At 61.4% G+C, this 21,183-nt stretch carries 20 protein-coding genes; 11 read left to right on the top strand and 9 right to left on the bottom strand.

Annotated elements, in window-relative coordinates; translation table 11 throughout:
- Window positions 1–5: 5 nt before the first annotated feature.
- Entirely contained in the window at window positions 6–2,102 is a 2,097-nt protein-coding gene (tkt, locus tag BJI47_RS07650; RefSeq protein ID WP_088943150.1) for a transketolase, read from the bottom strand.
- A 318-nt stretch (window positions 2,103–2,420) separates the two neighbouring features.
- On the opposite strand from tkt, the gene BJI47_RS07645 reads away from it, so the two are divergent.
- Together BJI47_RS07645 and BJI47_RS07640 are read left to right on the top strand one after the other, a co-directional pair.
- Window positions 2,421–3,443: a heme o synthase gene (locus tag BJI47_RS07645; RefSeq protein ID WP_088943149.1), complete on the top strand. Its 1,023-nt coding sequence runs from the start codon at window positions 2,421–2,423 to the stop codon at window positions 3,441–3,443.
- A gap of 114 nt (window positions 3,444–3,557) precedes the next feature.
- The gene (locus tag BJI47_RS07640; protein ID WP_084348838.1) at window positions 3,558–3,953 is read left to right on the top strand and encodes a hypothetical protein; all 396 of its coding nucleotides are present in this window, start codon (window positions 3,558–3,560) and stop codon (window positions 3,951–3,953) included.
- A gap of 96 nt (window positions 3,954–4,049) precedes the next feature.
- Here BJI47_RS07640 and BJI47_RS07635 read toward each other — a convergent pair whose 3' ends face one another.
- The 4 genes from BJI47_RS07635 to mptB form a co-directional block, all read right to left on the bottom strand.
- On the bottom strand, window positions 4,050–5,048 hold the full coding sequence (locus tag BJI47_RS07635) for a heme A synthase (protein WP_088943148.1): 999 nt from the start codon (window positions 5,046–5,048) through the stop codon (window positions 4,050–4,052).
- A 79-nt stretch (window positions 5,049–5,127) separates the two neighbouring features.
- Entirely contained in the window at window positions 5,128–5,928 is an 801-nt protein-coding gene (locus tag BJI47_RS07630) for an ABC transporter permease (RefSeq protein ID WP_088943147.1), read from the bottom strand.
- Window positions 5,925–6,869 (bottom strand): ABC transporter ATP-binding protein, encoded by a 945-nt coding sequence (locus tag BJI47_RS07625; RefSeq protein ID WP_088943146.1) that lies wholly within the window; start codon window positions 6,867–6,869, stop codon window positions 5,925–5,927. Before BJI47_RS07625 ends, BJI47_RS07630 begins: the two co-directional genes overlap by 4 nt.
- On the bottom strand, window positions 6,866–8,500 hold the full coding sequence (mptB, locus tag BJI47_RS07620; RefSeq protein WP_176224739.1) for a polyprenol phosphomannose-dependent alpha 1,6 mannosyltransferase MptB: 1,635 nt from the start codon (window positions 8,498–8,500) through the stop codon (window positions 6,866–6,868). Before mptB ends, BJI47_RS07625 begins: the two co-directional genes overlap by 4 nt.
- 304 nt (window positions 8,501–8,804) lie before the next feature.
- On the opposite strand from mptB, the gene BJI47_RS07615 reads away from it, so the two are divergent.
- The 7 genes from BJI47_RS07615 to BJI47_RS07585 are packed head-to-tail and all read left to right on the top strand — an operon-like array spanning window position 8,805 to window position 15,276.
- Window positions 8,805–9,581, top strand: coding sequence for a metalloregulator ArsR/SmtB family transcription factor (locus BJI47_RS07615; protein ID WP_254900459.1), 777 nt, complete (start codon window positions 8,805–8,807; stop codon window positions 9,579–9,581).
- On the top strand, window positions 9,578–11,041 hold the full coding sequence (sufB, locus tag BJI47_RS07610; RefSeq protein WP_088943144.1) for a Fe-S cluster assembly protein SufB: 1,464 nt from the start codon (window positions 9,578–9,580) through the stop codon (window positions 11,039–11,041). The genes BJI47_RS07615 and sufB overlap by 4 nt, the downstream gene beginning before the upstream one ends.
- A 36-nt stretch (window positions 11,042–11,077) precedes the next feature.
- Window positions 11,078–12,265 carry a Fe-S cluster assembly protein SufD gene (sufD, locus tag BJI47_RS07605; RefSeq protein WP_254900458.1) on the top strand — a complete coding sequence of 396 codons (1,188 nt, stop codon included), beginning with the start codon at window positions 11,078–11,080 and terminating at the stop codon, window positions 12,263–12,265.
- A 42-nt stretch (window positions 12,266–12,307) separates the two neighbouring features.
- On the top strand, window positions 12,308–13,084 hold the full coding sequence (gene sufC / locus BJI47_RS07600) for a Fe-S cluster assembly ATPase SufC (RefSeq protein ID WP_088943142.1): 777 nt from the start codon (window positions 12,308–12,310) through the stop codon (window positions 13,082–13,084).
- A gap of 2 nt (window positions 13,085–13,086) precedes the next feature.
- Window positions 13,087–14,361 (top strand): cysteine desulfurase, encoded by a 1,275-nt coding sequence (locus BJI47_RS07595; RefSeq protein ID WP_088943141.1) that lies wholly within the window; start codon window positions 13,087–13,089, stop codon window positions 14,359–14,361.
- Between the two features lies 1 nt (window position 14,362).
- Complete coding sequence (gene sufU / locus BJI47_RS07590) at window positions 14,363–14,839, top strand: Fe-S cluster assembly sulfur transfer protein SufU (RefSeq protein WP_088943291.1); 477 nt, start codon at window positions 14,363–14,365, stop codon at window positions 14,837–14,839.
- The gene (locus BJI47_RS07585; protein ID WP_254900445.1) at window positions 14,836–15,276 is read left to right on the top strand and encodes a metal-sulfur cluster assembly factor; all 441 of its coding nucleotides are present in this window, start codon (window positions 14,836–14,838) and stop codon (window positions 15,274–15,276) included. The genes sufU and BJI47_RS07585 overlap by 4 nt, the downstream gene beginning before the upstream one ends.
- A 133-nt stretch (window positions 15,277–15,409) precedes the next feature.
- Here the strand turns inward: BJI47_RS07585 and BJI47_RS07580 are convergent, their stop codons facing one another.
- From BJI47_RS07580 to BJI47_RS07570, 3 genes are read right to left on the bottom strand one after another with little or no spacing between them, the layout of a single operon-like run.
- Window positions 15,410–16,357, bottom strand: coding sequence for a Ku protein (locus BJI47_RS07580; protein WP_088943289.1), 948 nt, complete (start codon window positions 16,355–16,357; stop codon window positions 15,410–15,412).
- Window positions 16,358–16,369: 12 nt separating this feature from the next.
- Window positions 16,370–17,569 carry a lycopene cyclase family protein gene (locus BJI47_RS07575; protein WP_254900444.1) on the bottom strand — a complete coding sequence of 400 codons (1,200 nt, stop codon included), beginning with the start codon at window positions 17,567–17,569 and terminating at the stop codon, window positions 16,370–16,372.
- Complete coding sequence (locus BJI47_RS07570) at window positions 17,566–18,357, bottom strand: SDR family oxidoreductase (protein ID WP_088943140.1); 792 nt, start codon at window positions 18,355–18,357, stop codon at window positions 17,566–17,568. Before BJI47_RS07570 ends, BJI47_RS07575 begins: the two co-directional genes overlap by 4 nt.
- A gap of 206 nt (window positions 18,358–18,563) precedes the next feature.
- On the opposite strand from BJI47_RS07570, the gene BJI47_RS07565 reads away from it, so the two are divergent.
- Both BJI47_RS07565 and BJI47_RS24480 read left to right on the top strand, forming a co-directional pair.
- Entirely contained in the window at window positions 18,564–20,195 is a 1,632-nt protein-coding gene (locus BJI47_RS07565) for an ABC-F family ATP-binding cassette domain-containing protein (RefSeq protein WP_088943139.1), read from the top strand.
- A gap of 93 nt (window positions 20,196–20,288) precedes the next feature.
- Entirely contained in the window at window positions 20,289–20,549 is a 261-nt protein-coding gene (locus BJI47_RS24480) for a helix-turn-helix domain-containing protein (RefSeq protein WP_088943138.1), read from the top strand.
- 12 nt (window positions 20,550–20,561) lie between these two features.
- Here BJI47_RS24480 and BJI47_RS07555 read toward each other — a convergent pair whose 3' ends face one another.
- Window positions 20,562–21,134, bottom strand: a complete 573-nt coding sequence (locus tag BJI47_RS07555; RefSeq protein ID WP_088943137.1) for a TetR/AcrR family transcriptional regulator — start codon at window positions 21,132–21,134, stop codon at window positions 20,562–20,564.
- Between the last annotated feature and the right edge of the window lie 49 nt (window positions 21,135–21,183).

The following is a 21,183-nucleotide window of genomic DNA, read 5'->3' as shown; positions in this document are numbered from 1 at the left end:
GTCTGTCATCCCTTCACATTGGTGATCGAACGCTGCGCGGCGGCGGTGACGGCCTCGGCCGTGAATCCGTACTCGCGGAACAGTGTTTTGGCGTCCGCCGACTCGCCGTAGTGTTCGAGCGAAACGATCTCGCCGAAGCCTCCGACGATCTTGTACCATGGCATTGCGATTCCGGCCTCGACCGAGACGCGGGCTTTGACCGTGGGTGGAATCACCTGGTCGCGGTAGTTCTGGTCCTGGCTTTCGAACCACTCCACACACGGCATCGACACGACGCGAGCGGCTATGGACTGCTCGGCGAGCAGCTTCTGTGCCTCGATTGCGTACTGGAGTTCCGAGCCGGTACCGATGAGGATGACGTCGGGTGCGGTCGGGGAGTCCGACAGAATGTAACCGCCCTTGGACACACCCTCGTAGCTGGTTCCCGCCAGAACCGGGATGCCCTGACGCGTCAGCGCCAGCCCGACCGGGCCACTGCTGCTCGACTTGGCGAGCACGGCCCGCCAAGCGAAGGCTGTCTCGTTGGCATCGCCTGGGCGGACCACCGAGAGATTCGGAATTGCTCGCAAAGCAGCGAGGTGCTCGACCGGCTGGTGGGTCGGGCCATCCTCGCCGAGACCGATCGAGTCGTGTGTCCACACGTAGATGGGATCGATGTCCATCAGCGACGCCAACCGGACAGCGGGACGCATGTAGTCACTGAACTGCATGAACGTTCCGCCGTAGGCGCGCGTCGGTCCGTGCATGACGATGCCGCTCAGGATGGCGCCCATCGCATGCTCGCGGATGCCGAAGTGCAGGGTCCTACCGTATGGCTCTGCATCCCAGTCATCGGTGGAGATCGAGGTGGGGCCGAATGACTTGGCACCCTTGATGGTGGTGTTGTTGCTGCCCGCGAGGTCCGCCGAGCCGCCCCACAGTTCCGGGAGAACGGGTCCTACGGCGTTGAGAACCTCGCCGGAGGCCGCTCGGGTGGCGATGGCCTTGCTGCCGGGCTCCCAGGTCGGGAGGACATCGGTCCATCCTTCGGGGAGGGCCCCTTGGGTAAGTCGGTCGAGCAACTTCTTGCGCTCGGGCTCACGAGCTGCCCAGGCGTCGAATTCGATGTTCCATTCCTCGTGCGCCTTGCGGCCGCGTTCCTGGAGGGTCCGTGTGTGTGCGATGACCTCGTCGCTCACCTCGAACTTCTTCTCGGGATCGAAGTCGAGAGCCTTCTTGACCTTCACGATCTCTTCGTCGCCGAGGGCCGCGCCGTGAACGGCGCCGGTGTTCATCATCGTCGGCGCGGGGAAGCCGATGATCGTACGCAGAACGATGATCGACGGCTTGTCGGTCACCGCCTTGGCTGCCTCGATGGCAGCCTCGATGGCCGTTATGTTTTCGCCGCCCTCGACGACCTGGACGTGCCAGCCGTAAGCCTCGTAGCGTGCTGCGGTGTCTTCCGACAACGCGATATCGGTCGAGTGCTCGATCGAGATCTTGTTGTCGTCGTAGAAGAGAATGAGGTTGCCGAGCTGCTGGGTTCCGGCAAGCGAGGACGCCTCGGACGTAATTCCCTCTTCGATGTCGCCATCGGAAGCGATGACGTAGATGAAGTGGTCGAACGGACTTTCGCCGAGGGCAGGCTCGGGATCGAACAATCCCCGCTCACGCCGCGACGCCATGGACATGCCGACAGCCGACGCCAATCCCTGACCGAGCGGACCGGTGGTGATCTCGACGCCATCGGTGTGCCGGAACTCGGGGTGGCCGGGTGTCTTGGACCCGAATGTGCGTAGAGACTCGATGTCGATCAGTTCGAGTCCGAATCCGCCGAGGTAGAGCTGTAAGTACAGCGTCAGGCTCGAATGTCCGCAGGACAACACGAAGCGGTCGCGACCGATCCAGTGTGTGTCGGTCGGATCGTGGCGCATGGTCCGCTGGAACAGTGTGTACGCAAGGGGCGCGAGACTCATGGCTGTACCCGGGTGACCGTTTCCGACCTTTTGAACCGCGTCTGCAGCGAGGACTCTGACGGTATCGACCGCCCTGGTGTCCAGGTCCGTCCAGTCGCTGGGGTGGTGCGCCGTGGTGAGGACGTCAATATCGTCTGTGGTCGACACGAGCAGAGATCTCCTGACATTCGTATAAATGAGGCCGACGTGCGTTCGATCTCGAATTGATCGAAATGCCGCCGATCACCAGCCTAGTTCCGCGCGCGCCCATTGTCGTGTCTTCCCCCCGTCGGGCACCGCTGTGCTCACTGCTCGGCTCCGACGGGGAAGGCGACAAGGAGTATGTTTCTCACTTTGGGCCCCTGCGAATTGGAGACGAGATGCTCGGCGTCTACCATCGGCTGTAGTAGTACGTAGGTAATCGCCGACCGCGATCACCGGGCGTACACGTAATCATGTGTGTTCGAGCCTGTGCAAGGAGACGTAGTGCGAATTGGGCAGCAGTCCGGCGGCCACGGATTCGCAAGCGGTCCCAGCAATCCAGAGGATAACGACCTCGGTGCCAACGCTGGAAGCGAAGCCGATCCGAGTCGTCCCACTTCAGTCCCTCGTCGGGCCTTGGCGCTGTTCATGGCGTACGTCGCCCTGACCAAGCCGCGAGTGATCGAACTGCTGTTGGTAACGACGATTCCGGCGATGTTGCTTGCTGACCGCGGTCACGTTCAGCCCATGCTGATCCTCACTACTCTTTTCGGCGGGATGCTCGCGGCCGCCAGTGCGAACAGCCTGAACATGGTCGCCGACGCCGACATCGACAAGATCATGGCCCGCACTGCCAAGAGGCCCCTTGCGCGTGGAGCAATGCCCGTATCGCACGCCTTCGTGTTCGGCGTCAGTCTCGGCGTGATTTCGTTCTTCTGGTTGTGGGCAACCACCAACCTGCTCAGTGGCATCCTTGCCGTCGTCACCATTTGTTTCTACATCTTCGTCTACACCCTGATCCTCAAACGCCGCACCTCGCAGAATGTGGTGTGGGGCGGCGCCGCTGGTTGCATGCCCGTCATGATTGGCTGGTCGGCGGTCACCGGCACGATCGGCTGGCAGGCCGTGGTGATGTTCCTCGTCATCTTTCTATGGACACCTCCACACACGTGGGCCCTGATGCTCCGCTACAAGGAGGACTACCAGGCCGCGAATGTTCCGATGTTGCCGGCGGTAGCATCGGAACGGAAGGTGACAAAGCACATCGTCCTGTACGCGTGGGCAACTGTCGCCGCAACGCTGGCACTCACGCCCGGATCCGGCGTCATATATGCCGTGATCGCCGTGGCCGCCGGAGTTTGGTTCCTTACCGTGGCCCATCGCCTCTACTCAGGTGTACGCGCGGGAACCCCGGTCAAGCCGATGAAGCTCTTCATCCTCTCGAACGAGTATCTGGCACTGGTCTTCTGTGGCTTGGCAGTGGACTCGGTCGTCGGCTGGGACACGCTCGCTCAACTGTTGTCCTGAGTTCGAATCCCGTGTGTTCGTACTGACGCCCGGGTTCGATTGTCGACATGCGTGGGTGGCGCCCGGTGCCGACCTGTCTGCTCTATGTCTGTTACCCAGCGGTATTGTCGAACCATGGCAACCGATGAAAAGAACTCGCCCGTCGAGGATTCGACCTCCGAGAACAAGTCCGGTCCGACAATCGATGTCCCTGCTGGTGCGTTGTCGGCCGTCCGATCCTTCGTCGGCGAACACGGTGGTTCGGGCAAAGTCGTCATTCAGCCGGTCGGGCGGGCAGGCACACGTGTGACGATGGTCGGCGCGGACGGAATATTGGGCGACCAGGTTGTAGAGAGCCCGGCGGTCGCGCGTGCATTGGTCGAGGCCGCCGGCAATCTGACCGAGTCGGAGTGGGACCGCGAACTCGTCAGTTCGGTCAACCCTGCACCTGGTCATTACCGGAAAATGGCCGGGTGGGTCGCACGTCAGACACGCTTTCCGAAGGCCAGAAACGCGTCGATGGAAAAATAGTTCGAAGCAGACGGAACCGTTCACCGATCGGGTGCGTCAAAGAAAGCAGGAGAGGTCGTCGGTCGTCTGAGGGGGAGTCCGACTACCTCTCCTCTTCTATCCGTTGGTAGTGGCTGCTGCCTGGGCGGCGGGTAGCTTGTCGGCCGACACGTCATCGAGGGAACTGCGGGTCCGGCAGGCCGCCCAGACCGCCGCGGTAGCTGCAGTGCATGCGCCTGCACCCGCCACGTGGATTGCGACCAGTACGGCCGGCACGTCCGTGAAGTACTGGACGACTCCCACCAAGGCCTGCGCCACGACGATGCCGAGCAGTACCTTCAACCGGAATTTGATCGTCAGCGGAGCTCTCACTGCATAGAGTGCGAAACCCAGCCCGACCAGAAGGGCCAGGTAGCCTACGAGCAGCTGAGCGTGCAGATGCACGAGCGTCACGATCTCGATTCCAAGGCGTGGCACAGGTTCATCGATGCTTTTGTCACCTGCGTGCGGGCCCGCGCCGGTCACCATCGTCCCTGCTATCAGGACGCCTCCCAACACGATTGCTGACAGACCGGTCAGCAATCGCAGCGGTTCCGGAACGGTGGGGACAGAAGGTCCGGCAGGATCGGGATCGGCGACTTCGAAGTACAACAGCGTTGCAAGCCAAACCATGATCATGGACAGGACCAGGTGTACGGCAACCGTCCACCACAGCAGCCCTGTCAGCACGGTGAAGCCACCGACCACTGCTTGTACGACGGTTCCGAGTGGCATGAGCCAGGCGAAGAGAATTACTTCCCGACGCCGGCGGGCACGTGTGACCGCGAGAACGATCATCGCTGCAACAAGTACCACGGCGAATGTCAGCAACCGGTTGCCGAACTCGACCGCTTGGTGCAGAACTGGAACTTCCGAGACGCCGACCGGCGTGAAACTGCCTGGGAAGCACTGCGGCCACGTCGGGCAACCGAGTCCCGACGCCGTCACACGCACGACGGCCCCGGTGACAGCGATGCCACCCTGAGTCAGAATGACGATGAATGCCACGATCTTCTGCACCCGCAACGTAGGCATGGGCAGCAGGTCAACGACACGGAGAAACCCTCGATACAGCACCCAATGATCGTAAACGGCCGTCCACTACAGAGCGTCGTTGACCCCATGCTGCAGGCCAAGCGAGGCGTGGGCGTGCACCTCACGTGAATTTGAAGGTGCGAACCGAGAGCCAAGCGCAGACGCCCGCCCATGCGGCGAGTACCGCAACGCCGAACCAATCCCATGATCCGTCGACTGCTTGCCCTAATGCCTCGGCCAGCGCGCCCGACGGCACCAGTCGGGCAAAGGTATGCAACACCGTCGGCATGTCCTCGGAAAGTACGACAAGACTGCCGATTCCCAACATGACGAACCACAATATATTTGCCAAAGCCAGGACGATCTCTGCACGGAGTGTGCCTCCGAGCAGTAGCCCCATGGTGGCGAATGTCACCGTACCGAGGGCAATCACCACTGCTCCGAGCGCCAGGCCGGCGATGTCAGGACGCCAACCCAATGCCACTGCGATCGAGCCGAGAACGACGGTCTGCAGGATCACCACCATCATTACCGCGATGCTCTTGCCGCCGATGATTCCCCACCTGGGCAGTGCTGTTGCACCGAGACGTTTGAGTGCGCCGTACCGGCGGTCGAAGCCGACGGCAATCGCTTGACCGGTGAAGGCGGTAGACATGATCGCCACCATCATCACGGCCGGGACGACCTGATCGACCGGATGGTCGCCCATCGCCCCTAGCGGCAGCAATGTGAGCCCGATCAAAAGTGTGATCGGGATGAACATCGTCAGGAGCAGCTGCTCGCCGTTGCGCAGCAACAGTTTGAGTTCGAGGACCGACTGCGCTGTGAGCATCGCGCCGGCTGTGTTGGGGGTCGGATTCGGAGTGAACAATCCGACATCGAATCGGTTGTCCGGACGACGGTCGTTGCCGTTGATCGTCATCTTCTCAACTCTTTTCCGGTCAGCTCGAGAAAGACGTCTTCCAGACGGCGCTGGTCTACCTGTAGTTCGGTCGCCAACACGTCCTGCCGAGCGCACCAGGAGGTGACGATGACAAGGATCCCGGGCTCGATGACGCCCACTACGACATAGGAGCCCGGCCCTTCCTCATGAGGGCTGTACCCGCTCGGTAGCGCATCGGCGAGCGAAGTCAGATCGAGTCCAGGCGGCGCGCTGAATCGCAGTCTTCCTTCTGCACCTTGTTTGGTCAGCTCGGAAGCAGTACCGGAGGCTACAATCTTGCCGTGATCGATGATCACCAATTCGTCGGCTAGCTGTTCTGCTTCGTCCATCAGATGCGTTGTGAGCAGGACGCTAACTCCGTCCCGCCTCAGCGCGTCGATCAGTTCCCACACGAGTAGTCGAGCCTGGGCATCGAGTCCCGCAGTCGGTTCGTCGAGAAATACAAGCTCGGGGCGGCCCACGATGGCGCAAGCTAGTGCCAGACGTTGCTGCTGGCCCCCGGACAGGCGCCGATACGGTGTGTTCACGGCGCGGTCGAGTCCAAGGCAGTCCAAGAGCCAATCGGGGTCCAACGGATTCGCGGAATACGAGGCCACCAGGCGGAGCATCTCGCCCGTTTTCGAGCCTGGGTACGCACCACCGCCCTGCAGCATCACCCCGATGCGTGGTCTCAGTTGCGCCGATTGTGCGATGGGGTCGAGGCCGAGAACCCGGACAGACCCGGCTTCCGGTGAGACGAATCCTTCGCACATCTCGACGGTCGTGGTCTTTCCCGCTCCGTTCGGGCCGAGGAGCGCCAGAACTTGGCCCCTCTCGACGGTGATGTCGAGTCCGTCGACGGCGGCAACGCCGTCGTACGACTTTCGTACACCCGTGAGCTGTACGGCAGGATGCGTCGAATTGGACGCGCTAGCGATCACGAGGATCCAGCGTAAGCCCCGGCGGCGGTGGGGTTCACCGACGGTCCGAGGTTCGACTGCCACGGCAATCGGTTACGGGTGATGAAGAACATAAGGCCGACAGCCAGAATCGTCATGATGGCGGCCTGGACGATTTGGAACGGTAGATACTCGCTTCCGTTGGGCATCAAGATGACGCTGACGATGGAAGAAAATACGATGGCCGGAACGCGGAACGCCGGCCGGGTCGCCCAAGCGGCCAAGGGTATTACGGCCCACAGCAAGTACCACGGCTGGACGACGGGGAACAGAAGGACGAGTGCACCGAGTGCGACACCGAGTGCGCCCACCGGATGCAACCGCCCCTTCAACACGGCCACGAGCATGCGAAGAGCAACGAATGCCGCAACAGCCGCCGCGATCGGTCGAGTGAGGCCGAGTACCGCTGTGGTGTGGTCGCCGAGTCCGAGCAGTACACCGACGAATCCGGTGCCGATTCCCAGAATCGTGGGAATGGACATCCAGCTCCTCACGACACTTGCGGTGTCGAGCGTGTTGATCCAACCGAAGCCGAGGCCGCTGCCGAGGCTGACTCCGACATGTACCAAGACGGTGACAAGCCCGAGTATTGCTGCCGCACTCAGTACCGCTCGGACGGTCCCGCCCCATCTTCGGGCCAATGCCATCCCGACGAAACCGAGAGCGAGTAAGGACGGAATTTTCACGGTCGACGACAGCGCAATCAGTGCAGAACCGGAGAGCAGGAGGAGCACGGACGGAGCACGCATCGCAGAACTGGACTCGATTGCGCGCAACGCGATCTCCAACCCAGCAAGCATGAGACCGATCATCAGTGCTTCGTTGTGTATGCCTGCGACCAGGTGGAAAAGAAGGAGTGGATTGGCAGCACCGAGCCACAAAGCGCTGACCGCCGCGACCCCGCATCGACGCGCCAACCGGGGGAGTGCCCACACGATCATCGCGACACCTGCGAGGGCCAGAAGTCGATGCAAGAAGATGCCGGCAACGATGTTCTCACCGGTCAACCACGTGATGCCGCGACCCATCCACAGGAACAGTGGACCGTATGGCGCGGGGGTTTCACGCCAAATGTTCGGCACGGTCCGGGTGAGGACGTTGTCGACGCCGAGGGCCCCAGCCGGCCCGATCTCGTATGGGTCGAGCCCCCGCGCGGTTATCTCGCTCTGTGCCAGGTAGGAGTAGACGTCTTTGCTGAACATCGGTGGAGCCACGCACAGTGGCAAAATCCACAGCAGCAGCGTTCGGTCCAACTGTGATCTGCTCAGTCTTCTTGGAACTGTTCCATCGCGTAGACGCCCGACAGCGAATCGCCCGAGGAGGAGCCAGGCGAGAACCACCATGACGGTGCCTGTCATGGTGATGGTCAGCGCCGAGCTTGCCATGCGTGAGGGAAGGCTGAGAATGCGAACGCCGACGACCGGGTTCTGCAGAACAGGTTGGGCGCCCGCCCCGAGCGCACCGATCGCCATCAAAATCGAACCCACTGCGCCGAATCGCCGGACTCCGCGAAGCTGCGCCGTCTCGGTCTTGTTCAGACCGGGCGCTTCGGTTTCGTCGCCGTGTAGCGCGGCGACGGTCGGTGCTGGTCGATCGGTATCGAGGCCGACCAGTTTACGAAGAGGGTCGACGATGCGAAGTTGCACGCCGGATTCTTTGGCGGTTTGCTTCTCGGCTGGGGTCGTCGACACGAATGGCAGCGTAACTGTGACTCTGCACAGCCCGTTGATCGCAGGTGCATCCGACCGAGATTCCGCAGCAGATGCAGACCGCGCCCGTATTCCCTGGTACGGCATGTGGTGAAGTAGGGCACCCTTGGTGGACCATCCCTGCTAATTCCGTCACACTGGTGTTGTGAAATCATCAGCGAGTACGACGCATGGGGGAGAACGCGCACGTCGCGGCACCACCTCCACGGTGACGGGTTCAGCTGTTGTCGGTCACGAAGGCCAGACGCGGGGAGCTGTTGTCACCCTACTTCTCGAAGAGGGCCCGATCACCGCCTCCGATATCGGTACCCGTCTGGGCCTCAGCGCTGCAGGGGTCAGACGACATCTCGAGGCCCTCATCGACAACGGTGAGGCACGAATTACTTCCTCTGCCGTCGTCACCCAACGAGGCCGCGGAAGACCAGCCAAGTATTTTCAATTGACGGCAATCGGTCGCAGCAGGCTTGGGCACACCTACGACGATCTTGCGGGCGCGGCAATGCGTCAGTTACGCAAGATCGGCGGAGACAGTGCAATCGAGGCCTTCGCACGTCAGCGAGTCGAAGCCATCGTGGCCGACGTCGAGCCTGCGGTGGGAAGTCGCGCTGTGGACGTAGAAGAAGCAGCGGATCGGATCGCCGACGCGTTCACGGCCGCTGGATTTGCCGCTACGACCCGTCAAGTAGGCAACGGCGTGCAGATCTGTCAACACCACTGCCCCGTCTCGCATGTGGCCTCCGAGTTTCCCGAGCTGTGTGACGCCGAGCGGCAAGCCTTCTCCGATCTCCTCGGAACTCACGTGCAACGTCTGGCGACCATCGCGAACGGCGACTGCGCCTGCACTACGCATGTTCCGTTGACCGGTCGCAACCGTCCCGAGATTTCGAAGAAGTCGAATTCGATGCCCCACCCCTCATCATCCATAACTTCCGGTGCTCAGCCCAGTACCGGAGATCGCACAAGCCCCCGGAAGGAGCTCGCATGACCGTCACACCAGACCAGGTGACACCCGTTGCGCCGCTGACCCCCGCCGCTCCTCTTACTCAGGACGAGACGATTGCGTCGCTGGGTACCTACGGTTTCGGTTGGTCGGACTCCGACGTCGCCGGAGCCAGCGCCAAGCGTGGACTGTCCGAGTTGGTGGTGCGTGACATCTCGGCGAAGAAGAGCGAGCCCGAGTGGATGCTGGAGTCGCGTCTGAAGGCACTCAAGACGTTCGACCGTAAGCCCATGCCCAACTGGGGTGCCGACCTCGAAGGTATCCACTTCGACAACATCAAGTACTTCGTCCGCTCCAGCGAAAAGCAGGCCGCGACCTGGGAAGATCTTCCCGAGGACATCAAGAACACCTACGACAAGCTGGGTATCCCGGAGGCCGAGAAGCAGCGTCTCGTGTCCGGCGTTGCCGCGCAGTACGAGTCCGAGGTCGTCTACCACTCGATCCGCGAGGACCTGGAAGCGCAAGGCGTGCTCTTCCTCGACACCGATACCGCGCTCAAGGAACAGCCCGAACTCTTTCGCGAGTACTTCGGCACCGTCATCCCTGCAGGGGACAACAAGTTCTCCGCGCTGAACGCCGCGGTCTGGTCGGGTGGATCCTTCATCTACATCCCGCCAGGCGTCCATGTGGACATCCCGCTGCAGGCCTACTTCCGGATCAACACCGAGAACATGGGGCAGTTCGAGCGCACTCTGATCATCGTCGACGAGGGTGCCTACGTGCACTACGTCGAGGGCTGCACCGCACCCATCTACAAGTCGGACTCGTTGCACTCGGCCGTCGTGGAGATCATCGTCAAGAAGGGTGGCCGCTGCCGTTACACGACTATCCAGAACTGGTCCAACAATGTCTACAACCTGGTGACCAAGCGCGCGAAGGCAGAAGCAGGCGCCACGATGGAGTGGGTCGACGGTAACATCGGCTCCAAGGTCACCATGAAGTACCCCGCTGTATGGATGACGGGGGAGTACGCCAAGGGTGAGGTCCTGTCCGTGGCGTTCGCCGGTCCCGACCAGCACCAGGACACCGGCTCGAAGATGCTGCACCTCGCGCCGCACACGTCGTCGAATATCGTGAGCAAGTCCGTCGCTCGCGGTGGTGGACGGACTTCGTACCGAGGATTGGTCAAGATCAACAAGGGAGCCTACGGTTCCCGCTCGACCGTCAAGTGCGACGCACTCCTCGTCGACAATATCTCGCGCTCGGATACATATCCCTACGTCGACATCCGTGAAGACGACGTGTCCATGGGTCATGAGGCGACAGTCTCGAAGGTCAGTGACGACCAACTGTTCTACCTGATGAGCCGAGGCCTCACCGAGGACGAAGCCATGGCGATGGTGGTACGCGGTTTCGTCGAACCGATCGCGCGTGAGCTTCCCATGGAATACGCCCTCGAACTGAACCGGCTCATCGAGCTTCAGATGGAAGGGTCGGTCGGATAAGTGACGAATCCGAATACGAAAGAGCCGCTCACCGGAGTGCAGGGCGCAGTAGCGTCGGAGAATCCAGCGGCCGAGGACAAGTCGGTCATCGTTGCGAACAAGGGTGCCCAGTTCACCTCGTACGATGTGAACGCTTTCGAGGTCCCCTCCAGCCGTGACGAGCTGTGGAGATTCACGCCGATTCGTCGACTCAAGGGACTGCACGACGGTTCCGCCGTGGCTACCTCCGGGGCCGATGTTCTCGTACAGGCACCGGAGGGTGTGACAGTGGAGACGGTCGGCCGCGACGACGCACGTATCGGTGTCGCCGGCGTTCCCGCTGATCGCATTGCTGCGCAAGCATTCTCGGCATTCACCGAGGCTACGATCGTCTCGGTGGCGGCCGAGAACGAGGTCTCCGAGCCTGTGCAAATCACAGTCACCGGACCAGGCATCGACGCTGTGTCATACGGACACCTGCAGATTCGACTCGACAAGTTCGCCAAGGCGACAGTGGTGATCGACCAGGTCGGGTCGGGCACATATGCGGAAAATATCGAGTTCGTCATCGGTGACAGCGCCAACCTCTCGGTCGTACTGATCCAGGAGTGGGAGTCCGACGCAGTCCATGTCGGAGCCCACCACGCTCGACTGGGCCGCGACGCGATACTGAGGCACTTCAACGTCAGTCTCGGTGGCGACCTGGTTCGTATCAGCCCGACCGTGCATTACGACGCTCCCGGCGGCGATGCAAACCTGCTCGGCGTCTACTTCGCCGATGCGGGACAGCATCTGGAGCAACGTCTGCTCGTCGATCATTCAGCGCCGCGTTGCAAGTCGAACGTCATGTACAAGGGTGCCCTTCAGGGCGAGGTCGGTGTCGGCAAGCACGATGCACACACCGTATGGATCGGCGACGTTCTGATCCGTGCTGAAGCAGAGGGAACCGAAACCTTCGAATTGAACCGCAACCTGGTTCTCACAGACGGTGCGCGCGCCGATTCGGTACCGAATCTGGAAATCGAAACGGGCGAGATCGTCGGCGCAGGCCATGCCAGTGCGACCGGCAGGTTCGACGACGAACAGCTTTTCTACCTCCGGTCCAGAGGAATCTCCGAGGAAGTGGCTCGTCGACTCGTCGTACGCGGCTTCTTCCACGAAGTCATCGACAGAATTCCGGTCCCCGCGGTTCGTGAACGACTCGATGCTGCGATCGAGGCCGAATTGGCCCTCGTCGGCTCGTAAATTCCGGCTCCCGTACTTCTCGACATTCGTAAGGAAAATTTCATGTCCACGCTCGAAATCCGCGACCTGCACGTCAGCGTCGCAAACTCCGATACAACCGCAGAGCCCATCAACATCCTCAAGGGTGTGAACCTGACCGTGAAGTCCGGTGAAACACACGCGATCATGGGCCCCAACGGATCCGGAAAATCGACGTTGTCCTACGCCATCGCCGGTCACCCGAAGTACGCAGTCACCTCGGGCACCATCACGCTCGACGGCGAAGACGTGCTCGCGATGACCGTCGACGAGCGGGCTCGCGCAGGTCTGTTCCTCGCGATGCAGTACCCGGTCGAGGTTCCCGGAGTATCGATGTCGAACTTCCTCCGCACTGCTGCGACGGCGGTCCGAGGTGAGGCCCCGAAGCTTCGGCACTGGGTCAAGGAAGCCAAGACTGCGCTCTCCGAACTCGAAATCGATCCGGCTTTCCTCGAGCGGAACGTCAACGAAGGCTTTTCCGGTGGTGAGAAGAAGCGCCATGAGATCTTGCAGCTCGGAATGCTGAAGCCCAAGATCGCCATCCTCGACGAGACAGACTCCGGTCTCGACGTCGATGCGCTTCGAGTCGTTTCGGAGGGTGTCAACAAGTACAAGGAACGCGAAAACGGCGGCGTTCTGCTGATCACGCACTACACGCGGATTCTTCGCTACATCAAGCCCGACTTCGTTCACGTGTTCGTCGATGGCGAGATCGTGAAGTCCGGTGGAGCCGAGTTGGCAGACGAGCTGGAGGCCGACGGCTACACCGCTTTCACTCAGCCTGCGACCACAGGAGCGTAAGTATGGCTGCACCAGCAGCACTGTCGAACAGCGCATTGAATGTCAGCTCGATCCGTGCCGATTTTCCGATCCTTTCGCGTACGGTTCGCGACGGTAAGCCGTTGGTGTACCTGGACTCGGGCGCGACCTCTCAACGCCCGGTCCAGGTTCTCGACGCAGAACGTGAATTTCTGCTGACGTGCAACGCCGCGGTCCATCGTGGTGCACATCAGCTCGCCGAAGAAGCGACCGATGCGTACGAGGGCGCCCGCGCCGCCATTGCGTCGTTCGTCGGTGCGGATGCCGACGAACTCGTGTTCACCAAGAACGCCACCGAGGCCCTCAATCTCGTCACCTATGTTCTTGGAGACGATCGATTCGATCGCCACGTCGGACCTGGCGATGAAATCGTGATCACGGAGCTCGAGCATCATGCCAACCTCGTGCCCTGGCAGGAATTGGCCAGACGAACCGGTGCCACGCTGCGGTGGTTCGGCGTGACCGACGAGGGGCGGATCGATCTCGATTCTCTGCAGCTCACGGATGCCGTCAAGGTTGTCGCGTTCACTCATCAGTCGAACGTGACGGGCGCGGTGTCCCCTGTTGCCGAGATCGTTCGACGGGCTCGTGAGGTCGGGGCGCTCGTCGTGCTCGACGCATGCCAGTCCGTGCCTCACATGAGCGTCAACTTTCATGCACTCGATGTCGACTATGCAGCGTTTTCGGGTCACAAAATGCTGGCGCCGTCGGGCGTCGGCGTGTTGTACGGCAAAGCAGAACTCCTCGATGCCATGCCGCCCTTCGTGACAGGCGGTTCGATGATCGAGACAGTGACGATGGAGAAGACCACCTACGCGCCGCCGCCTCAGCGATTCGAAGCGGGCGTACCGATGGCTTCTCAGGTGGTCGGCCTCGGTGCAGCGGTCGAATATCTCGAGTCCATCGGCATGGACGCAATTGCGGCGCACGAGCACGTGCTCGTCGGGGCGACACTCGACATGCTCGCGAAGATCGAGGGTGTTCGAGTGATCGGACCGACCGAGAACATCGATCGAGGGTCAGCGGTGTCGTTCGTCGTCGACGGCGTCCACGCACACGATCTCGGCCAGATTCTCGATGATGACGGTGTTGCGATTCGGGTGGGGCACCATTGTGCGTGGCCGTTGCACCGTCGATTCGGTGTCGCAGCCACCGCGAGGGCGTCGTTTGCTCTGTACAACACGCTCGACGAAGTCGAAGCGCTCGGTTTCGCGATCGAGCACGCCCAGAGATTCTTCGGGACCAAGGGTGCTGCCTGATATGCGTATGGAACAGATGTATCAAGAGGTCATTCTCGACCACTACAAACATCCGCACGGGCGCGGACTTCGCGAGCCGTTCGGAGCCGAGGTCCACCACGTGAACCCGACTTGCGGCGACGAGGTGACATTGCGGGTGAATATCGATGATGGCGGCATCGTCACTGATGTGTCATACGACGGTCAGGGCTGTTCGATCAGTCAGGCCGCGACTTCGGTCCTGACGGATCAGGTCATCGGACTACCTGTCGAGCAAGCGTTGAGAGTCGTGGATGCCTTCAGTGAAATGGTCGGCAGCAGGGGTACCGTGGATGGCGATGAGGATGTGATCGGTGATGGAATCGCGTTCGTCGGAGTGTCCAAATATCCGGCCCGCGTCAAGTGTGCGCTGCTCGGATGGATGGCTTTCAAGGATGCGGTTGTTCGAATAGTAGAAGAGACTCCCGCAGTACCCGCACGATCCGGAGGACAAGTATGACCCAGACACAGATAACCGATTCGCAGGACGGTGGCACTGCCGCCCCGGAAACCGACTTGGCAGGGTCGGCCGTGGCCGAGTCGTCGCCTACGGCGGTGCCTGCATCTCTCACCCCGGATGAGATCAAGGTTCTCGAAGACCTCGAAGAGGCAATGCGCGATGTCGTAGACCCCGAACTCGGGATCAATGTCGTCGACCTCGGTCTGGTGTACGACATCAATATCGACGCCGACGACATCGTCACGGTCGACATGACGCTGACTTCGGCCGCGTGCCCGCTGACAGACGTTATCGAAGATCAGGCGCGTGGCGCGCTGGTGCGAAGCGGCCTATGCGCCGACCTGAAGATCAATTGGGTCTGGATGCCGCCTTGGGGACCGGACAAGATCACCGACGACGGACGTGAGCAGCTCAGAGCCCTCGGCTTCACCGTGTGACCTTGCCTCCGAGAGGTTGTGACGCGTAAGTTCACCGGTACGTTCGGAAATTCTGAACGTACCGGTGAACTTACCGGCACTGGAAGCGTCTTAGCTTCGCGGGCTGCAGGGTTGTCGATGTTGCAGGATCCGGTCACGCCCCTTTTCGAGCCGGCGTCGACTTGTCGGCAGCAGATTGTTTTGTCGGCGCAGCCTTTTTGGCGGGTGCTTTCTTTCCAGTCGTCTCTTTCTTTGCAGCCGTCTTCGTCGGAGGAGTTTTCTTTTCCGGCGCATCTTTCTTCGCCGTCTTGGCGTTCTTGCCCGCCGCTTCGACGCTGCGTTGGAGAGCAGCTACCAAGTCGACGACCTCGGCATCTTCGCCGTCGCTGGTGGTCTCGCCCTCAGGGTGGACGACCTTCTCTCCACCGTTTTCGATCGTGTCTTCGATCAGCTTGCGTAGTTCGATTTGGTAGTCGTCGGTGTACTCCGTGGGATCGAACTCTGCCGACATACTCTCTACCAGTGAGGTAGCCATCTTGACTTCCCGAGGCCGTGCTTCGGGTGCGTCGTCCAGCGAGGGAAACTCCGCGGCCCGCACCTCGTCCGGCCACAGCAATGTCTGGATCACGAGAGTATTGTCGCGAACCCGCAAGGCCGCCAGTCGCGTCTTCTGCCGCAAGGTGAAATGCACCAGCGCGGTACGTTCCGTATCCAGGAGCGTCTGTCGCAACAGCACATATGCCTTCGGCGACGAAGAGTCGGGTTCGAGGAAATAGCTCTTGTCGTACAGGATGGGATCGATTTGTTCGGTGGGGACGAATTCCAGGACTGGAATCTCGTGTTTTTCGGCGGCAGGGAGCTTGTCGAAATCTTCGTCTGTCAGGATAACGCGTTCACCGTCGGGTGAGTCGTACGCCTTGTCGATGTCGGCGAACTGCACCGACTTGCCGCATTCGGAGCACACACGATCGTATTTGATACGACCGCCGTCTTTCGCGTGTACCTGATGGAACCGGATGTCGTGTGTCTCCGTCGCGGAGTACACCTTCACCGGCACGTTGACGAGGCCGAAGGCGATAGATCCCTTCCATATGGAACGCATGAGGTTCATGATTCACGAGGCACGGGTGTCGTGTCGAGTGTTGCGTTGTCGAGACGACAGGTGGTGGCCGTTTCCCCGCCGCGGATTCACTACCGTTCGCGCTATCGCCATGCGAGCTCGTGGTGGCAGCGTCGGGAACATTCGCATCATTGCGTTCATCGTCGCAACTGGATCTGCTCGATTGGACAGGTAGGCAGTCTGCTGGGCGACCGGAAGCTCGAAGAAGCTGGCGAAGAAGTGGGGGATCAGCTCAGGTTCGAGGTTGAGTGCGGTACGTAGCCCGAGGTTGCGCAGACGTTGGACCGCCCAAACTGAAAGGGGGCGAACGGAATTCCCGGTGCGGAGTGTCGCGACAACAGTGTCGGCCGCGGCCAATGATGCTGCGACGCTGTAGCCGGTAGCCGGGTGCATGAGACTGGATCGTGCGCCGAACCGCACAGTACCGCGTTCACGTTTGTGTTGTCTTGGAGGTTGTACCGAGAACCGGACGCGTTCGATAGGCTCGGTCCCCGTTGGGCGGGCACCCCGGTTGTGTAATCGTTTCGCGAGGCGATCTCGTAGGACATCGAGGCCCAGTGGCGGATTCCCGACAAGGCAGGTCTCTTCGAGCAAGAATCGATCGTCGTCGAGCGGGACTGCATACAGAAAGCTCGGTACCTCCGCAGGCGAGGTGCCATTGTCGTATCGCCAGTCCATGAACCACGCACTGGTGTCCTCCAGGAGCGCAACACCCGCCGAGCGATCGACGACGATGCCGTATGCCGTCTGCTCGGCAAGACCCACTACGCCTGCGGATCCGCGTGCGTCGACAATCGTGCGTCCGGTGACCGTTCTCCCGTCAGCGAGACGAACAGCGTCCTTGGTCACCGATGTGGCTGTTCCCCGGAGCACACGAGCAGATCCTTCGCTGAGCGCCTGTTGCAACGCAGCGGTGTCGAGGACGCAATACGGCCGATCGATCGTGTGACGTCGGACCGTCCACGCCGCCGGGCGAGCGATGGTCGACGCGACGGCTGTGGCGGGGAGCCAATGTGGAAGCTCGTCCGACCAGGCTGAATATGTCGGGGTCCAGCGCCTGTTCGGATGAGGATCGATGGCTACGACGTCGACCCCGGCGGCGGACGCTCGATGTGCGAGAGCACGACCAGCCGGGCCGAGCCCAACCACGACGAGGTCCGCCGCGACGTCCTCGGACATCGTTGAATCGTTCACAGTCCGCCGGTGGCCAGCAATCCGCCGTCCACTCGGACAGTTTCGCCGGTGATCCAGGACGATGCGTCGGATACGAGGAATCCCACCAGGCTTGCGACGTCTTCTGGAGATCCGAGCCGCTTCATCGGATATACCGCAGCGGCTTGCTCCTCACCTCCAGCCACCAGTGCCTCGGCGAACTTCGTCTTCACCACGCCCGGTGCGACCGCGTTCACTCGAATCGATGGTCCCAGCTGCCACGCGAGTTCTTCGGTCAAGCGGATCAGGGCCGCTTTGGAAGCGCCGTACGCAGCGATCACACCCGTGGAGCGCAGGCCCGCGACGCTCGCGACGTTCACTACGGCACCACCGTGCGCGCCCATCCAGGCTCGGTAGGCCTCCTGGATGTACCCCAATGTGGCGACGACATTGGTGTCGAAGATCTTCTTGACACCGTCGAGGTCGGCGTCCATCAGCGAACCGTAGACAGGATTGATGCCGGTGTTGTTGATCAGGATGTCGAGCGAACCGAATACCTCGATCGTCTTGTCCACCGAGTCGCGACGGGAGTCCGCATCACCGGCATTGCCTGCAATTGCCAGGACCCTGTCGGTCCCGTTTTCGGTGGCTTCGCCGAGTTGGCGGGCCGCCTCGGCCAGCGGTTCCGGTTTACGAGCGGTGATCGTCACACGTGCGCCTCGGGCGAGCAGCTCGGCGGCGATTGCCTTGCCGATTCCTCGGCTGGCACCGGTGACGAGAGCCACTCGGCCTGCTAGATCCTGTTCTTGGGCTGTTTTTGCGGCGGTCATGACTAAAGACGTTACCGGTGTCACTGCTCGGACGGTCGGTAGCACGGCCCCAAGGGGTTAAAATAGGAGGTTCATGGGCCATGAGTGGTTTCAGGGCCAGGCCCAGCGCACCTTCGACGAGTCATCGTTCGCTACCGCCTGCGACTCGACCGCTCGTGTAAACGGCCAGACGCCGAACTTCGCCCGCTATAGCTAGGAGCACCCGCGTGATTACCGCCACCGACTTGGAAGTTCGTGCCGGTGTCCGCACGTTGCTCTCGACGCAAGGACCAGCACTCCGCGTACAAGGCGGAGACCGTATCGGGTTGGTCGGCCGCAACGGAGCGGGCAAGACCACGACACTGAGAATTCTTGCGGGTGAGGGCGAGCCCTACGCAGGCACCGTCGTTCGTACGGGCGATCTCGGATACTTGCCACAGGATCCGAAAGAGGGTGACCTCGATGTGCTTGCCAGGGATCGAGTTCTCTCCGCGCGTGGACTCGACACCTTGTTGCATCAAATGGAGAAGCAGCAGGCGTTGATGGCCGAGGTCGCCGACGAGGTGCTTCTCGACAAGGCGGTCCGTAAGTACGGCGAGCTCGAGGAGCGATTCGCATCGCTGGGCGGCTACGAAGCCGAGAGCGAAGCAGCGCGAATCTGCAACAGCCTGGGACTTGCCGATCGCATCCTCGCGCAAGCGCTGCGCACGCTGTCCGGTGGCCAGCGTCGGCGCGTGGAGCTGGCGCGCATTCTGTTCGCGGCCTCCGACGGGAGCGGCGGACGGTCAGACACGACACTGCTGCTCGACGAGCCCACCAACCACCTCGACGCCGACTCCATCACCTGGCTCCGGGGGTTCCTGCAGAATCACGATGGCGGACTGATCGTGATCAGCCACGATGTCGACCTTCTGAGCGACGTGGTAAACCGTGTGTGGTTCCTCGACGCAGTACGCGGCGAAGCCGATGTCTACAACATGAACTGGAAAAAGTACATCGATGCTCGGGCAACCGACGAGCAGCGCAGGCGGCGTGAGCGTGCCAATGCGGAGAAGAAGGCAGGCGCGTTGCGCGTGCAGGCTGCGAAGATGGGTGCGAAAGCAACGAAAGCTGTTGCCGCACAGAACATGGCAAAGCGTGCTGACAAGCTCATGGCAAACCTCGACGCCGAGCGAGTCTCGGACAAGGTTGCGCACATCCGCTTCCCTGAACCGGCACCCTGCGGCAAGACCCCCCTCATGGCGAAGAACCTCACCAAGATGTACGGGTCGTTGGAGATCTTCGCCGGAGTGGATCTGGCCATCGACCGCGGTAGCCGCGTCGTAGTACTCGGACTCAACGGTGCGGGCAAAACAACCTTGCTCCGGATTCTGGCGGGTACCGAGAAGTCCGACGCAGGTGAAATCCTCGCCGGCCACGGGCTACGCGTCGGATACTTCGCACAGGAGCACGACACACTCGACGATCGCGCGTCGGTGTGGGAGAACATTCGCCACGCGGCTCCGGACACAGGGGAGCAGGAGTTGCGCTCGCTGCTGGGCGCCTTCATGTTCACCGGACCGCAGCTGGAGCAGCCGGCGGGCACGCTGTCGGGCGGTGAGAAGACCAGACTTGCACTTGCCGGACTGGTGTCCTCTGCAGCCAACGTCCTGCTTCTGGACGAGCCGACGAACAACCTAGACCCGATTTCGCGTGAACAGGTGCTCGATGCTCTCCGTAGTTACAAGGGAGCCGTCGTGCTGGTCACTCACGACCCGGGCGCGGCCGAGGCCCTGTCGCCCGAGCGGGTCATCTTGCTGCCCGACGGCAATGAGGACCACTGGTCACAGGACTACCTGGAACTGATTCAGCTGGCCTGATCGGCGGTTTTCTCGTGGCAGAAGTATGGCGTCCTCTACCCTGGATCTGCGGGGGTGTTCGGTGAGTGAAGTGTCGCTGACTGGAGGAACGCCATGCCATCACTACCAGCCCGAGGGTCCGTCACCGAATCAGAGGGTTCGCCTATCGGTAAAGGCGCACGAATTACCGGCGAATCGCGCGATCGGCTTCGAGCGTCACTGCAGGAGCAGTACTGCGATGGGGCCAGCATTCGCAGTCTCGCCCATGACCTCGGTAGATCCTACGGGTTCGTGCACAAGATACTGGCCGAATCGGGTGTCGCGTTACGTTCGAGGGGCGGCCCCAATCGGCAGAAGTCACACAGCACCGAATAGCTGTACCTCGGGCTAAGCGTTGTCGGGCCTGCGAACCGATGCTTCGACAAGGTCGAGTACCGCCGAAAGGTTAGGTCCTCCCTGACCGGAGGCGATGCGAGCGACAAGACCGTCGAGGACGAGATCGAGATAGTCGTGCATCACATCCTTCGGAACGTCTTCACGCAGTTTGCCCGCCGTTTTCTGACGTTCCAGACGGGCAAGGGTTGCATCGGTGAGTTCCGAGGATTTCTCCGCCCAGCTCTTCCTGAATTCCGGGTCGGTGCGTAAGCGCCTCGCTATTTCCAGCCGAGTACCGAGCCACTCGAACCGATCGGGTTGCTCGAGAATGTCTCGCATGACCTGAACCAAGCCTTGACGAGCAGCCACTTCCGCCATTCGCCGAGCATCTTCCTGCGCGAGCGCGAGAAACAACCCGTCCTTGTCCTTGAAGTGGTGAAAGATCGCACCTCTGGACAGGCCAGTGGTCTCCTCGAGGCGGCGAACCGTCGCTCCCTCGTAACCGAATTCACCGAAGCAACGTCGTGCGCCGTCGAGGATCTCGCTACGTCGTGCTGCCAAATGGTCCTCGCTGACCTTCGGCACACTGCCTCCTTCATCGGCTGATACGTGGTCCCGCCTTCAGCGCAGAACG

This window comes from Rhodococcus sp. 1168, from assembly GCF_002091955.1.
Classification (GTDB): domain Bacteria; phylum Actinomycetota; class Actinomycetes; order Mycobacteriales; family Mycobacteriaceae; genus Rhodococcoides.
This window is presented reverse-complemented; position numbering and strand designations above follow the sequence as displayed.